This window comes from Dysgonomonas termitidis (genome assembly GCF_042654545.1).
In the GTDB taxonomy this organism is placed as follows: domain Bacteria; phylum Bacteroidota; class Bacteroidia; order Bacteroidales; family Dysgonomonadaceae; genus Dysgonomonas; species Dysgonomonas termitidis.
The window spans coordinates 1-16,479 of sequence record NZ_JBHSGN010000147.1 but is presented as its reverse complement, the minus strand read 5'-3'; the positions used below and the strand labels follow the sequence as shown (position 1 = coordinate 16,479).

At 41.1% G+C, this 16,479-nt stretch carries 11 protein-coding genes and 1 pseudogene; 8 read left to right on the top strand and 4 right to left on the bottom strand.

The window, feature by feature from the left end; genetic code table 11:
- Window positions 1–98: 98 nt before the first annotated feature.
- Together ACFO6W_RS23345 and ACFO6W_RS23340 are read right to left on the bottom strand one after the other, a co-directional pair.
- Window positions 99–1,868 (bottom strand): hypothetical protein, encoded by a 1,770-nt coding sequence (locus tag ACFO6W_RS23345; RefSeq protein WP_380001044.1) that lies wholly within the window; start codon window positions 1,866–1,868, stop codon window positions 99–101.
- Between the two features lie 304 nt (window positions 1,869–2,172).
- Entirely contained in the window at window positions 2,173–2,679 is a 507-nt protein-coding gene (locus ACFO6W_RS23340; RefSeq protein WP_380001042.1) for a DUF6712 family protein, read from the bottom strand.
- Window positions 2,680–3,641: 962 nt separating this feature from the next.
- On the opposite strand from ACFO6W_RS23340, the gene ACFO6W_RS23335 reads away from it, so the two are divergent.
- The 6 genes from ACFO6W_RS23335 (at window position 3,642) to ACFO6W_RS23310 (ending at window position 9,512) form a co-directional block, all read left to right on the top strand.
- Window positions 3,642–3,947, top strand: a complete 306-nt coding sequence (locus ACFO6W_RS23335; protein ID WP_291109159.1) for a hypothetical protein — start codon at window positions 3,642–3,644, stop codon at window positions 3,945–3,947.
- Window positions 3,948–4,239: 292 nt separating this feature from the next.
- Window positions 4,240–4,566 (top strand): hypothetical protein, encoded by a 327-nt coding sequence (locus ACFO6W_RS23330; RefSeq protein WP_291109160.1) that lies wholly within the window; start codon window positions 4,240–4,242, stop codon window positions 4,564–4,566.
- A 76-nt stretch (window positions 4,567–4,642) separates the two neighbouring features.
- Window positions 4,643–5,026 carry a hypothetical protein gene (locus tag ACFO6W_RS23325; RefSeq protein WP_380001039.1) on the top strand — a complete coding sequence of 128 codons (384 nt, stop codon included), beginning with the start codon at window positions 4,643–4,645 and terminating at the stop codon, window positions 5,024–5,026.
- A gap of 9 nt (window positions 5,027–5,035) precedes the next feature.
- Window positions 5,036–5,209: a hypothetical protein gene (locus tag ACFO6W_RS23320; protein WP_380001037.1), complete on the top strand. Its 174-nt coding sequence runs from the start codon at window positions 5,036–5,038 to the stop codon at window positions 5,207–5,209.
- A 21-nt stretch (window positions 5,210–5,230) separates the two neighbouring features.
- A complete protein-coding gene (locus ACFO6W_RS23315) occupies window positions 5,231–6,733 on the top strand; it encodes a hypothetical protein (RefSeq protein WP_380001035.1) in 1,503 nt (500 codons plus the stop codon).
- A gap of 367 nt (window positions 6,734–7,100) precedes the next feature.
- On the top strand, window positions 7,101–9,512 hold the full coding sequence (locus ACFO6W_RS23310) for a TonB-dependent receptor domain-containing protein (RefSeq protein WP_380001033.1): 2,412 nt from the start codon (window positions 7,101–7,103) through the stop codon (window positions 9,510–9,512).
- A 109-nt stretch (window positions 9,513–9,621) separates the two neighbouring features.
- Here ACFO6W_RS23310 and ACFO6W_RS23305 read toward each other — a convergent pair whose 3' ends face one another.
- Together ACFO6W_RS23305 and ACFO6W_RS23300 are read right to left on the bottom strand one after the other, a co-directional pair.
- Window positions 9,622–10,449 carry a zinc metalloprotease gene (locus ACFO6W_RS23305; protein ID WP_380001031.1) on the bottom strand — a complete coding sequence of 276 codons (828 nt, stop codon included), beginning with the start codon at window positions 10,447–10,449 and terminating at the stop codon, window positions 9,622–9,624.
- A gap of 400 nt (window positions 10,450–10,849) precedes the next feature.
- On the bottom strand, window positions 10,850–11,068 hold the full coding sequence (locus ACFO6W_RS23300; protein ID WP_291109166.1) for a helix-turn-helix domain-containing protein: 219 nt from the start codon (window positions 11,066–11,068) through the stop codon (window positions 10,850–10,852).
- Between the two features lie 276 nt (window positions 11,069–11,344).
- Here ACFO6W_RS23300 and ACFO6W_RS23295 point away from each other — a divergent pair.
- Together ACFO6W_RS23295 and ACFO6W_RS23290 are read left to right on the top strand one after the other, a co-directional pair.
- A pseudogene (locus ACFO6W_RS23295) lies at window positions 11,345–14,383 on the top strand (SusC/RagA family TonB-linked outer membrane protein).
- 14 nt (window positions 14,384–14,397) lie between these two features.
- Window positions 14,398–16,107 carry a RagB/SusD family nutrient uptake outer membrane protein gene (locus ACFO6W_RS23290; RefSeq protein ID WP_380001029.1) on the top strand — a complete coding sequence of 570 codons (1,710 nt, stop codon included), beginning with the start codon at window positions 14,398–14,400 and terminating at the stop codon, window positions 16,105–16,107.
- Window positions 16,108–16,479: the final 372 nt, after the last annotated feature.

Below are 16,479 nucleotides of genomic sequence, written 5' to 3'. Positions count from 1 at the left end.
TATTTTCTTCAAAACGTAGAAAACAAAAAGTGATCGGAATTTCTTCCGACCACTCCTGACTTTCCGGCTGCCCTTAGTTTAATTTGAAGGATGATATACTAATTGTTGAGTCTGTCTGTAGCCCAGGCTAGAATGTTGCTGAAAAGAGTCTTTTTTGTTTCATAGCCGCTTGTAGCCAGATTAGCCCATGCACCTCCGTCTGTCAGCAAAATGAGGGCGCCATTGCTACTGCTATCCTCTACCAGCAGGATTCGTGCGGTTCCGTCCGAAACTTTAGCTATCGGAGTAAACCGGTTTCGAACAGATGTATCGGTAACCGACGAAGCCAGATCTATCTTCCAGTTATAATCGCCGTCCCTGGCGAAGGATAAGCCGGATGTATTCCCGAAAGGTCCATTGATAATATTACTGTTCGGCGACGTCAGTGTGGTCGAGTTTATTATAATCCCCGCTTCGGCGTTCGTTGTGGTTGAATAGGTAGCCAGCACAGAGGAGGCGCTGACCCCTAACAAACCTGCTACTATCGACACTGCGCCTGCTACCGGGTCGGTCGTATTATCTACAGCATAAATAAGAATTTTTCCACTTTTGATATATGCCAGTGCTGTTGCTGCCTCTGTTGAACTCATGGTCATACTGTAATTGATGATGGTCACATCCGTAGCTTTGTTGGTCATATTAGTTATCACATTGGCGTTCGCACCTGTAGTGGAATTTATCTTTTCCACCTTATCGTATATTCCGTTTGGTCCGTAATTATTGATATTTCCGGCTATATTGGTCATAGAGGTGGGATAGCCGGCATATGCGACGTTACTTATATACATAGACAAAGCAGGGTTTATTGCTTTTATCGTAAATGGACATGTAATCGCTGACAAACCGCTGTTCGTTGTTAGTGTGAAATTGTTCAGACCCTGTACCAGCGGTTTATCCGTCAAGTTGGTGGGAGATATTGTAAATGTCTGGCCTCCGCTTGTAAGCAAACCTGATTTGGTAAAAGAATACCCGTTGACCGTGTCTGTTTTTATCTCATATGATCCCCCTGCCGAGGGGGCTGTGGTTATACCTTGTATTGTAAGATAGTTTGTTGCAGGGTTTAGAGATGCTCCTGCCACATATGTTCCGTTCACGGTCAATGTATTGCAGTCCACAAGATAGTCTGATGGCTTACTAAGTACCCTGTTGGGCAAAGACACTTCCTCATTATTGATTTTTACACTTATAGTATCTGGCACTTCACTAAGGTCACTGGTTGCTAAAACCGGTGTGCCACCTCCGGGAACATTGACCGTTTGCACCCCTGTAGCTGGGAATTCACCGGATAGAAGATAGTCATACCCATTGCCTGTGGTTCCGGTAATAATATATTTTCCCGGGACCGAAATATCGAGGACAATGCTTAAAAAGTTTAACGGAGTGAGGTCGACTCCTTTTACATAAGAGCCTCTGACAGTAGTGGAGGCTACTGTAAACTCGGCCGTTATTACATTGGATATGCAGTCTATGCTGGCAACGAGTACCCACTTAGTCCCATCCCAGATGTTAAGGCCTGGAAACAGGTCTGGTGTTTGCAGCAAATTATATACAATCATGCCAGCCGATTGTCTTTTTTCTTCTTCGGTGGCAGAGGCAATCAGTGGGGCCATACTCTGACGGCTAACGAGGGATACACGTGGTAATAATAGTCCTTTGGTAGAATTCACTAAATTACTGCCACTGGTCTCGCTTTCCTTGAGGTCGAGTAAGGCTCCTGTTTTTGGAGGAATATTGGAACCGATCGTTACTTGTGCCCTAAGCGCCGGGAACTCTGACATCATTAAAATCACTATCAGAATGGATGTCAATGACTTTATTCTTAATTTCATGAGTCAATAATTTGAACAAAAAGATTTATGCATTCTGTGTTGTCTCATATATTTCAACAAATATCTGTTCAATTAGTTTGATGGACCTTTATCTTTATTTTGTTAATATTTCAATCGTTTTTTTTGAGCGTAAAAACGGGTACTGTGATTTTAGAAGAAATAGTTTGTTTTACCGGAATAATTGTTTTTTTTGTTGAAATAAGTTATTGATGTATATGGTATTAAATGTTGTTGATAATAAAAAGGCAGTTTGTTTAAACTGCCTTTTTATTGAAGAGATTATTATTGAATACCGGGGCTTGGCCTAGTGTTTAGAAAAATAAAATCCGCTGTCGAATCCTGTATTCTTTTCGCATTTATTTTCCGGTTGCCACAAAGGATAGTTAGTCCGGCAATTGTTCAGAAAATCCACAAGTTGCTGTTTTAACACATCCGCATCATTCTTTATCCACTGGCGTAATTGTGCAAGGTCTTTGATATCCACACCTTTGCTGTTTTCGCTCTCGCGTATTGTAATACCCTTGTTTACGATAGTCGCCCAATGGAACGGCAGAGCCTGATATACAGAACAGAAAGATAAGACCGGTGCAATTTTCAGTATCAAGTCACTGTTTTCAGGAGTTAAGGTATTGGTTGATACTTGTCCGCGTAATTCGTCCATTAGCGGTTCGCCCAATATGCCGGCGATGTGAAGTTCCTGCGCAATACAGATATAAGGTATAAACTCGGTGATATCGGTATTGGCTGTAATAGGTGAATGCATTTTAAATAGTTTTTCACTTATCAACGGTAATTGTATTAGTTCTTTCATAGCTTTTTACTATATAGATAAACTTTTTTTTATTTGATAAACCTGATTCAAAATTCTGACAGGTAAAATATACAAAAGAGAAAAGGTTGTTTCGCAACAACCCGTTTTCTCAACTAACCTTACCTTAATACTATGGGAAAACATAAGTATTAAAATAATAAATATTTTTATCGGCTGATTATCATCATATATGGCTGTTTTTCTTTTTATGCCTGTATGAATTTTAGTTTCGGGTAACCCGTGAAGCTTCTATTAAGAGTAACATGTCAGGTCTTATTTTGCATGCCCACTCATGCACATGCTGTATTATAATTTTTCCAAATATAATAACATTACGATAATGAAGTAGATTTATGAATAGATAATAACATAATTTAAGGAAAACAGTTCGCCTCCGGAAAAGACAGAGTGCTGCTACTATATAATATTGTTGCCAAAGTCAAAATTAACTTAAAATATTTAATTTGAATATTCTGGTAACCAGCGAATTAATTAACTGTATCAATGAGTTGTTTTAACACAATATATTCATCTTTTCCCGTAATTATCCCTATATTTGTGATGCATACAACGTTCTTACATAATAAAACTTACTTGGTTAAAAAAAAGCTGCCATCTTAGTCGATAAAAAATACTGCTCGGCGATGGGCAGCCTTTTGCGATTAATTACTCTTTGAATGCATTGCTGGCTTAGCATGCTTATCATTAATTAAACACTTATGTAGTCGCTTTAGCCAAATTTTAAACTTCACATTCCGAAATTTTAAAACGGGGAAGACTTGCAATAATATAGATGTATTGCAAGTCTTTTTTGTTTTTTGAAGCCTTTATTTTTATTCTTATTAAAAAGGGTGTCTTTATAGCCCAATGAGTCTCTGTTTGATAATGATTAATTACTATATTTGTAATACAGGTAACGGATTTCTTTAGTAGACAATATTAACAAATAAATACCTCGGATTATGAAAACAGACCTTTACACCAAGATTGTACTGACAGTGATAGCAATAGCTTTAGTCGCTAATTTCTTTAAAAATAACGATGTAATATCATCGGCTTACGCTTCCCAAAACAATCAAATACAGGCTTTACCGGTACAAAAAGAAGTAATAGATGTAAATATTGTGAGTGTTAGTAAACCGATAGATGTGAATTTGATGCAGTATGGAGGGACGTCTATAAATGGTTATAATGAATATAGTATTGAAAAGTATTTTGGATATAGAGGCAATTATCTAAATGGTATTCCTATATTAATATCAAAGTGAGTGATAGTTATATAAAACATTGATAAAAAGCCTGAGTTATTTCTCAGGCTTTTTTGTTATCATTTTCAAATAACTTTATCTATACTCTAAAAAGCATTATGAAAAAAACGAAAGAATTAGTAATTAAAGTAAATGGTACAGAAAATGTAGAAAAACTGGCTGATAATTTGGATAAGGTAGAGATAAAAATGATGGAGAGGTGAAATTAGCAATCGCCTTGTGATTTTTAAACCTTTATCTAAAATATTCGTCTACATTTGTAGATAATATTAACAAATAAATACTTCGCATTATGAAAACAGACCTTTACACTAAGATTGTACTGACAGTGATAGCAATATTTTTAGGAGTGCTTATCATCAAAGACGTAGACTTCGTCACCAAGGCTCAGGCCAGCGACCTAGACCTCTCTGCACTGAAAATAGAACAGACTGCCAGTGCTGATGAAAATGAAATGACGTTTTTTATTTATGAGAATAGTAAGATAGCAAAGCCGTTCTCCATTGATAACTATGAATATTGTGGGATAAGTATTAAAGATATACCAACTCATATTATTACAAATAAAAAGCCTGAAATAAGATATCGTAATAATATGTCAGTGGTGAAAGTGAAGTAATATATAATTTGAGTATAAAAAAGCCTGATTTTTATTATCATTTTTCAATTACTTTATCTATACTCTAAAAAGCATTATGAAAAAAACGAAAGAATTAGTAATTAAAGTAAACGGTACAGAAAATGTAGAGAAACTGGCTGATAATTTGGATAAGGTAGAGATAAAAATGAAAGAACTTCCTATATCGGCAAATATTATCGCAGAAGTCTTGAGGACAGGATTTGTCGAAATATCAGATGATGCTATTTTGCATGTCGCCAAAATAGGAGCTACTGTCTCAGAGCTTAGCGCCCATACCGAGCAGGCTATCGGCAAGAACAGAGAAGCAGCGCAGGAACTGGTTAAAAGTATCAGGAAATCAGACGAAAGTATTCTGTCTTCTATAAAGGCTACAGTGAAGAAACTGCCCGTTGTTATGGAAAGTTATCTGACAATGGTAACGAACTCTTCCGAGATGTAAACTACACTATTGGCGGACCGGACAAACAAGAATAAAGAACTTATTGAAAAGTCTTTGACCGATATAGAAGTGAAGTATATAGAGAAAGGTAAGAGGATTAAAGACGCCAATCTGAAAACATATGAAAGTTTTATTGGAGATTTGAAAGGCTATAAATCGGAAATTGAATCCGCTATTTTGTAGACAGGTATTCAATACGATGCTATGAGTACGCACTACGATAAGGATAGCGAAGAATTTAAGAAAGCTCAGGAAGAAAAGAAAGCAGCTCTAGATAGCCTGCAAAAAAAGGTAGTGGAAATAAACGCAAAAATTGAAGAATCTAATATTTCGTTTCTTGATAAATGGAATAAACAGAGCGATAATGCGATTCAAAAAGCGAGCGAAAGCACAAAAATAATAAAGAATACAGTCGATGAACTAACCAAAAGTACAGCATGGGATGATAGTTCTCAATTTAAGGCACTGTATGATAATATCAGTAGTATAACCAAACCTTTAGACGACATAAATGCAAAACAAAAAGCCCTATATGAACAAGAAAAGACATATATAACCGAAAGCACTACCAGAAAGAAAGCCGAACTAGATAAGCAAATAAAAGAACTGGAACAGGAAGCCAAAGACAAGAAAAAAGAACTGGAAGTAGACAGGCTGACGGCTGAAAAAGGAGTCAACGACAGCAATGTCGGCAGATATTCAGGAAAGATATCGGAATTAGAAAAAGATTACGGATTAGAGAAGGATACCGAAAGCGGTGGGTATAAAGAAGTTGCGGGCTGGGATGAAATGTCTCCTGAGCAACAAAAAGAAATCGAAGATGCCAAAGATAGATTAGAACAACTAAACGAATTGAAGAAACAGGAAGAAGAAGCATCGGCAGATAAGGCGAAAAAGATAAAAGAAGCCAACGATATCATCTTTCAGAGCGAACAGAAAGTATTAGATGAAAAACAGCGTATAGAAGCTGAAAAAGCAGCATTAGACAGAAAAGCGACAGAAGAAAAAGCAAAAGCGGAAGAAAAAAAAGCAAAAAAAGAGGAACAGATAGCTAAACTCAAGAGGATAAAGGATAAAGCGGAACATGTGGTAAAAATAGCACAGGCAATCAGTGACGTAGCCGGAGGGGTAACGAAAACATTAGGGGCATATCCCTGGCCTCTGAACGTTGCATTAGCAGCATTGGTTGGATTGCAGGGAGGAATACAAGTGAAAATAATGACTGAGCAACTAAAATACATGCAGGACGGAGGACTGCTTAATGGCAAACGCCACTCACAAGGCGGCATGCGTATCGAAGGCACAAATATAGAAGTAGAGGGCGGTGAATATGTTATAAACAGAGAATCAACGAGTAAAAATATAGGCTTGGTTCGTTATATAAATTCCCAACGTAAAGAATTAACACCCTCCGATGTTACCGGATTTTTCGCCAGAGCATCACAGGGTTTCGAGCTGCCATTTCAACGGGAATTTGCAGTGGGAGGGATGATGCCTGCACCGTTTTTAGCCCCTAATTTTTCTTCGGACAACGATGCGTTGGTACATGCCATTAAGAACATTCGCATAGAGTCGGGTTCTTCCGGAGACAACGAAGCCCTGATAAATGCCATCAAAGGCATTCGTATAGAGCCTAAAGTGGCCGTAACGGATATAATCCGTGCGCAGGAAGATGCTGTACAGGTGGATAAATGGTCCGGAAACTAATTAAACATTCATCAAAATAAAAGTAAGTTATCTATACAATGAGAAATAATTAAGAATGGCGCAGGCAACCGCTATAGTATCCAGGTCTTAAATCTCTGACTCAAAAATACCCCCGGGAGAATAGTGAACTTTCGGGGATATTTGTTAATTTGTATATAAATGTGCGCTTATTTCCCGGAGAACAAGATGTAATTGCCGTCTTCTGTTGCAGGACAACAAGTCAAAAGGAGTGTTCTGTTACAGACAAATTATTATACATTACTGACATATTTCTCATCTTTAACATTTGTATATAAATAAAATAGTTAATGTACTATTATTCATATTATATTTGTACACATTTTTATAAAATACCTGATTAACGATAATGAAGTGCCTGTTTTTTTTGTCAACACTGTTGTGTCTTGCCCTCACTGTATCCGCTTCCATTCCACGCATAAAAGGGAAAGTCGTAGAAGCCGGAAAGAGTACACCGATAGATTATGCCGATATAATCCTTATAGAAAAAGGGAAAATAGATCCCGTATCGCATACCCTGCCCCAGACAGACGGAGCTTTTACCCTGTCTGACATTAAAGACGGAGAATATTCCCTGCTGGTAAGGGCTGTGGGCTTTGATGTATATACACGCTCCGGTATTGTACTCAATGTGTCTGCTCCGGTACTCAATCTGGGTACAATAGAAATGCAACCGCTCGAACATGGCCTGGCCGAAGTGGAGATAGTGGCGCAGAAAAGACAGGTAATCTATAAACTTGATAAAAAAGTAATAGATGCATCCAATAATCTGCTCGCAAGCGGAGGTTCGGCAGTCGATATACTCGAAAATACACCCTCTGTCCGTGTCGATGCCGAAGGAGAAGTAACATTCAGGGGCAGCAATGGCTTTGCAGTTTATGTAGACGGTAAGCCGAGTGTCTTTAGCGGTTCGCAGGCACTGGAACAAATACCGTCGGGGCATATCGAAAATATAGAGATAATCACCACCCCGTCGGCCCGTCACGATACAGGAGGCGACGTAGGCATTATCAATATCATCACCAAAAAACATTCTCAGCAGGGACTGAACGGCATGGTAAACCTTACGGGAAGCACTATGCTGTCGCGTGGCGTAGATTTCCTGCTCACACAACAGGATAAGGCTTCGCGCTGGTATCTGGGTGGCGGATGGAACGACAGACTGCGCAAAAGTAAATTCAGGCAGGAGAAAACCACCATTGTATCCGATGTGACCACCATATCCGATTCGGACGGGCCACGCGAAAGCAACAATTTCGACTATTCGCTAAAAGCGGGCTGGATGTACACATTACCCAGAACCACGTTCAATGTGGATGTCCAGGGCGGCTATGGCGGACGTACACGCAAGGGTGATCTCGATTACAAGGAGGAACAGACTAAAGCCGGCTTGCCTCTGGGTAGCGGCGATTATATCAGCCATGATGACTATGACCTGCATGAAACATATTATCAGGGAACAGCCGGGTTTGCCCATAAGTTTAATGATAAAGGGCACGACCTCACAGGAAGTTATTACCTGAAATACGGTGGCGATGCCATGGAATATTTTCAGAGCGACCTGTTCAACTACCAGGGTGAACGCCAGCAGGGACACAGGGCATGGGAAGATGAGCACCGCTGGACTATGCGCGGAAATCTCGATTACATATTCCCATACCGTGAAACAGGACGTATAGAAGGCGGTTATCAGTATTTCTCCTATCTCGAAGACGGTGATTACAGCATGCAGTTCTGGAATCCGGAGAAGAGGGAATTTTATTGGCGCGATGATATTTATAATACGTTCTATTTCAAGTACGGCATACATTCCATCTATGCGATAGTGGCCGACAGTTACGGGAGTTTCGATTTTCAGCTGGGACTTCGCGGCGAGCATACCCACCGTGTGCTTCGCAGTTCGAAGGAATGGGCAAACCGTACATATGACAAATTTGAATTTTTCCCGTCTGCACACCTCGGTTACAACCTGCCGGGAGGGGATAAGATACTGGCATCTTATTCACGGCGTATTACGCGTCCCGAACTGTTTTTTATGGAGCCGTACATTACATATCGAGACTATTATTCTGCCGAAATAGGCAATCCCGATATCCGCAACGAATACATCAATTCTTACGAACTGAACTATAAGAAGAATATAGGCGAACATTCACTTTCTGCATCTGTATTCCACCGCAGCCGCAAGGATAAGATAGAGCGTCTGCGTGTCCCGTATCAGGCAGGGGTGACGCTGGATTCGATGGCAAATGTAGGGCATGATTATTCAACAGGCCTTGAGGTCAGCGCACAGATACAGGCTACACGCAGATGGAATGTCAATCTCAACGGAAGTTATTACCATTACAAAATAGAGAATGAATATAAGACCGAAAGCGGTGACGAAACCAGCAACAATTATGAGATAACCCTCAACAATTCATACGATGCCGGAAAAAACACCCGGGTACAACTCGATGGTAACTTTGTGGGGCCATCTGTGACCACCCAAGGGAAAACCAATTCATTCTGGTATGTGAATCTGGCAGTACGTCAGCAGCTACTCAACAGGAAACTGAATGCCACCCTGTCTTTCCGCGATGTATTCAATTCGGCACGCTATGTAAGCAATATAAGTACGGCAAACCTGAAATCGGTGACGCATATAAGACCCAATTATCCGCTGATTACATTAAGCCTTAGTTATACATTCAATAACTTCAAGGCGAAGAGTGCCCAGGGTAAGGAAAATCACGACTTATTTGAAGGTACGAATCACTAATGTATTATTTGTTAAATATATAATGCCGGCACGGAAATTCCACACCGGCATTATATATAGACATTTTGGTGATCTTGCAATCTTTGATTCTTTAAATCCAGACTATATCTTATTTCTTTTCTTCCTCAGGATAAATGATAATGCGAGGACGTTTGTTTACATCCGGAATCATCAGTTTGCGCTCTGCATCTGTAAATCCCATCTTTTGTGCAAACGTTTCCACATGCAGTCCCGGCCTAATTTCGGACGAGTAAAGCATTTTTAAGACTGTCTTTTCCTCTTTCGAGATATAGAAAGGTTCTTTCATCATATGCCTTATTTCGTCCTGTGAACGGAAGAATTGCGGAATTACCGACCTGCCGATAGTTACATAATAAGGGTATAGTTTGATAGGATGGTCGAGTCCCAGTGCATGTTGAAATTCATGTATCAGCGTTTGCGAACTGGCATGACAACCATCGTAGATGACTGCAAAATTAATACTCCATGAGTAAGACGATTTGCGGTTTACTTTCGACATTCCATTCAGACAGACAGATTGCGGCAGCCTGTTCGATATCACTTCGGGTACGCGCCTGTACACATGCAGGTTGCCACCTCTGTTTACACGTTCCATTTTCAACGGGGCAATCAGTGGGGCAAGGATGGCGATGACGGAATCTACCTCGTCAATTGATTGTTGGCTAAGTTCGCCGATATTCTTAATTTCCACCTTTATATCCCTGTCCCATTTGCGTATCCGGGAGTTTTCGAACATGAATGCCACATCACAGAACAGGCTGAGCTCATCTTCATTATATCCTGTTTCCCTGAATTTGTCTGCATTGAACCGGCGGGTTTCCTTTACTGCGGCATTTTCATATACGAACGATACCAACCCTGTCGTTGTGGATAGGATTATCAAGGAGAATATGGTATATTTAGCATACTTCACCATGTTTTTCGGTATTACGTAGATTCACATAAATGCGCTGTCAAAAACGTCCGACGCACATCCCCCTTTACTACAAATATATTAATTTATATTTGTTTGATGTAATATAGAGGGAATTTTTAGATGGATTCCATAAATAAGACAGAAAAAAACAAGAAAAATAATAAAAACGCTGTTAATGAGAAGAAAATAGGAGTGATATGAGGATGTGAAGTAACATACACGCTTTTATTCCTATATCTGCAATATCTTTGACTTGCCATACCGGAATATATCGATATGGCGACCGGAAGGATCTTCTTTTTTAAAAAGACGTTTGTAAGTATTAACAACAACTATAAAAAAATTAATAATTTTTATTTGTAGTTTTTGCCTTTCATAATCGTCCTATTCAGTTTATATATCATTCAACATTTACAATATCGATTAATTTTACCTCTAATGCCTGACATATTTTATATAAAGTACCCAGGGTAGGATTAGTACGTCCCTTCTCTATTCTTATGAGATTATTGTATTCTATATCAAGCTTATCTGCTAAATCCATCATGCTCATATTTCTACTCTCTCTTATCTCCCTAATCTTTAAACCTACCTTTTTAACTAAAATTTCTTTATCCATGAATTTCTATCATTAATGATTGTTTGTTAAAGAAAATTGATTATGTTTGTATCACAACAATCATATATGATAGTTTGTGTTAAAGGCTATTTTATTGAAAATCAGATTTAACACATTATGCCTTAATGTTTAACAGATTTATAGAAGGAGGTAGATATGAAAACATGAAACCATGGATCAGAACCTCTGTGTACAGAAAATGCCCGGATTTATACTGTATTCAGATTATTTTTAACGATTTAATGCATTATTATTAACGAATCTTATTGAAAATTAATGAAAGCACATCAACAAATTAATGTCCTGAATTCAGGATCTTTATGTAGGTCGTTTTCATCTTTGGCAATTGCAACTTTCGGATTATTCCTCTTCTGTGCACCGAATGTCCACGCTGCCGATGGAAATGCTGAGAAAAAGGCTGTCTCTCATGAAACTTCCCCTTTGCAAAAAGGACGGACAGTTTCCATAACTGTAACTGACGCGGATGGGCCTCTCATCGGTGCCAACGTGGTAGTAAAAGGAACTACTAACGGAAATATTGCGGATGCGGATGGAAAAGTCATTTTAAATAATGTACCCGATAATGCCGTGCTGGTAATATCATTTGTAGGTTTTATACCTAAAGAAGTTCCGGTAGGCAGTCAGCAAACCATAAATGTAAACTTATCGGAAGACGCTCAGGCACTCGAAGAAGTTGTGGTAATCGGATATGGGACACTGGATAAAAAACAGGTTACCAGTGCCGTTACTTCCATCTCGGGAAAAGACCTGATGGTAGGTGTAGGTGGCTCCGATATATCTGCTTCGCTACAGGGACGTATCAGCGGGCTTATTATGAATAATATAGGGAGTGCCAATGCCGGTACTACATTCCAGTTACGCGGCCTTACTTCCATCAATGCCGGAAAGGCGCCGCTCATTGTTATCGACGGATTCCCGGGTGGAGATATACGTTCACTTACACAAGACGATATCAAGTCGATAGATGTACTTAAAGATGCTTCTGCCGGAGCCATCTACGGTACGCGTGCCACTTCAGGGGTAATACTGATTACCACCAAAAGCGGTTCTAATACCAATGGTAAAGTGAAATTGACTTACAGCAACGAACTAACAAAGAAACAGACCTACAGGGCGCCACAGATACTTACCGGACGCGAATATGCCGAACATGGCATAGGTACCGATTACGGGTCGGACACAGACTGGTGAGATGAAATGATAAACGACGGCAACTTCTCTCACAAACACCATATTGCTATAGATATGGGAACAGAGAAAGCGCAGGTCTATACATCGTTTTTTTACGAAAAAAATCAAGGTATCTCGCTCAGTGACGAGCGTGAGGATTATGGCGGACGTTTCAATGCCAATTTCAAACTGTTTGACGACTGGCTCGAAGTGCGCCCGAATGTCGATTACCGTCAGGCATGGAGAAACAACAATATCCCTGCTTTCCAGCAGGCCATGCGAAACAACCCTACACGTTCGCCTTACGATCCGGATAGTGAAACCGGCTATAACGTATGGCTCAACGAGTCGCTGGACTATAACGTAGTAGCCGACGCAAAGCTGAGTGCTTACGAAGGACTGGACAAATGGTTCAAGCCCGAAGTTACTTTCAAGCTGAATGTAAAACCCATCCCCGGCCTGTCTTATACGCAGACAATAGGTTACGAAAACCGCCAGTGGGAATACCACTTCTACAGGTCACGCTATCATCGCACCGAACTGGAAGAATCGCGCAGGGGAGCCGCATATCTTAGTTTCAGTAAAACCGAAAACCTAACATCGGAAGGATATGTGAACTATATCAGGGAATTTAATGGAGGCCATGTACTGAATACTACAGCCGGTTACTCTTACTTCGAAAACAACGGCGAAGGATTTAGCATGGAAAACTTCGACTTCGATGTGGACGGTCTCAAATTCTGGAATATCGGGGTAGGTTCGTACCGCAGCGATGGGAAGGCAAATCTGGCCTCAAGTAAAAATATCACAGAACGTCTGTTTTCGGTGTTCGGGCGTGCCAACTACTCATTCCAGGACAAATACCTGTTGCAGGTATCTCTTCGTCACGAAGGTTCATCCAAATTTGCCGCCGATAACCGTTGGGCCAACTTCTGGTCGGTATCGGCAGGATGGCGCATCTCCGGCGAAAGTTTCATGAAAGGCCTCACATGGCTCAAAGACCTCAAAGTGCGTTTCGGTTATGGAGTAACGGGTAACAACGATTTCAGTTCCTCTTATATGGCTGATATGTTGAGTTCAGATGCTTACTGGATGCTTCCTGACGGGACATGGGCATACTCCTTCGGCAAGTCGCAAAACGTAAATGCCAAACTGGGATGGGAAGAGAACAAAGAATGGAATCTGGGTGTCGATTACTCACTGTTCGGCGACCGTTTTTATGGTAAGTTCGATTACTATCGCCGTAAGATAGATAATCTTCTTTACAACGTAAAAGTACCTCAACCGCCTTTCACGCAGGGTTCTCAATGGCAGAATATCGGCAGTATGGAAAGTAAAGGCTGGGAATTCGAATTTGGCGGAGATATTATCCGTACAAAAGATTTCACATGGACTACCAATATGAACCTCAGCCACAATTCGGGTAAGATACTCAGCTTGTGGGGCAACAATACTTATTACAACGGTAATGGCTTCGTTGCTCCGGGAACTCCGGGTGATGCTGCACGTATAGAGGAAGGTTCGAAGATAGGTTCGTTCTACATCTGGAAATTTGCAGGGTTCGATGACGATGGAGGTTTCCTTCTTTACAACAAAGACGGGGGAGTGATACCGGCTGCTCAGAAGACCGAGAACGATAAACAGTATATGGGCAATTACCTGCCAAAGCTGATCGTAGGCTGGCGCAACACACTCGCATATAAAAATTTCGATCTGGGTATCAGCTTGCGCAGCTGGATAGACTTTGATGTGTACAATACCATAAATATGTATTTCGGTATTCAGGGACGTGGCAACACCAACGTACTGAAAGATGCTTACGGGAAGTTTGCCCATATCAAGGGAGAAAAGCAGATTTGCGACTATTATCTCGAGGACGGCACATTCCTCAAAATCGACGCCATTACACTGGGTTATACCCTGCCGATGAGGAAATATACGAAGTTTGTAGACCGCATACGTGTTTACGGGACTGTGGGTAATGTCGCTACTATCACCGGTTACAGCGGTATGAATCCCGAAGTGAATATCACCAATTGGGACGGCGGTACGGAAAAATTCTGGGACGGTAGTTTCTACCCGATGACGCGTACTTATACTTTTGGTCTTCAGTTAAATTTTTAAATACATAGGCAAGAATGAAAAAGAATAAGATAACCAAATTCATATTGTCGGGAGCACTTTGTCTGCTCACTGCTACATCCTGCGATGTAGATCCGACCTTCTATACACAAGTAGTGCCCGAAACATTCTATACATCGCAGGAAGCGGTATGGGAACGTTTCAACCGCCCTTTCACGCATTGGCGCTGGTATGTGGCCAATGACGCTCCCCGCTGGATGTTGCAGGAACTGGGCACGGATGAATTCTGCCAGCCTACCAGAGGCAGTGACTGGTTTGATGGTGCCAATTATCAGAAATTCCACCATCATGAATATACAGAAGATATGATTTTCATCGAAACAGGATGGACTAATTTTGCGATGGGAGTTGCTCTTGCCTGGGATGCACTCGAAGATCTTGAAAAAGTGGACTTCGATGCTCTGGGGTTTCCACAGGGCACGCGCGAATCGATGCTGAATCAGCAAAAAGCATTGGTTGCATCCTTGTACCTTGACGGGCTCGACTTTTTCGGAGGAGTAGCTCTCTATACTACGACACAGAGCGAGGTAAAAGGCCGTTCGACCGATAAGGAAACTTTCGAATTTATCGAAAACCTGCTCAAAGAAGCCATCCCTAACCTCCCTGTGAAGGAGGAGCTCGGAGGTCTTGAGAACGGTAGTATCAACAGGGCTGCAGGAGCCGCTCTTCTGGCACGCCTCTACTTCAATGCCAAATCGTATATCGGTACGGAAATGTATGCAGAGGCCGGACAGATATGTCAGGATATTATCAATGGCGTATACGGCAAATATGAACTGGATGCGGACTGGACAAACATTTTCGGTTTCGACAACGAAACGTGTACCGAGATCATATGGTCGGTACCTAGTCAGAATGCCAAGTTGGAAACTGACGGTATGTACTGGGATCGCATGGTACCATACAATTACAGGAATTATCTGGGAGGATTGGAAGGTTCGGGTTCGAATAATGGTATCGGGCTGATTCCAAGTCTCGACCCTCTGGGCAATAAATATCCTTACAAACTGGGTGGTGCTTATTCCAAATTCCATGACAGCGATATACGCAAGCAACCATATGTATATGAGAACAATGGCAAGTACCGGGGGATGTTTATCGTAGGTAAACTCATCAATCCGACTAATTCCGATTGGGTTTGTACAGGTAGCCGTGAGTATAACGGGCAGATAATTACAGTCGTAGACCAGGTATCGTATTTTGCCAAATTAGGTTCGGCCGAATATCCTACGTTGGCATCACTACCATCTACTATCGCCACGGCTGAGGAGTCATCCTGCGTGCGTGTTACCAAACGCAGCCCACGTCCAAATCAGAGCGAGAAGAACCGTAAGTTTGATCCCGATATTCCTATCATTCGTTTGGCCGAAATTTACTACACATTGGCCGAATGCAAAATGCGCGCGGGAGAAAAAGGCGAAGCGGCACAATTGATTAACACCGTGCGTAAACGCTATTTCGCAAACGGAAACGACCCTGATCCTGTTACGGCTTCGAACCTGGACAAATACCGTATGCTGGACGAATGGTTACGGGAATTTTTGGGCGAAGGCCGCCGCCGCACCGATCTGGTACGTTGGGACGCTTATGTGACCGAAGACTGGTGGGATCATAAAGCGACCAACAATACGAATCTGAACCGTTTCCCGATACATTACAGCCTGATAGGGGCTAACAACTTACTGGAACAAAATCCGGGATATTAACAATGAGCAGATTGTTTGGTATATAAATGCCCGCTTGCTGTTTAGGTATAGGCTTTAAACAGTAGAATTTGAAAGAGGCTGCCCGGGAAAGGCAGCCTCTTGTTTATTTTATATAATATATTGCTTTCAAAGCAGGTAATATTTAAAAACCACCCCGATAATGATAGCCACAGAAAAACTCGAAAGCGTTCCTATCATTACATATTCGGTCATTTTTATTTCCTGCAGTTCTTTCAGATCGCCATATCTGAATATCGACTTGGCAGCCAGAAGGAATCCGATGGCTTCGAAATTTCCGGTAAATATAAATGTAATTAATTCAAGTTGCTATTTATAGAATTATCCAATAAAAAAGGTCAATCCCTTAACTTT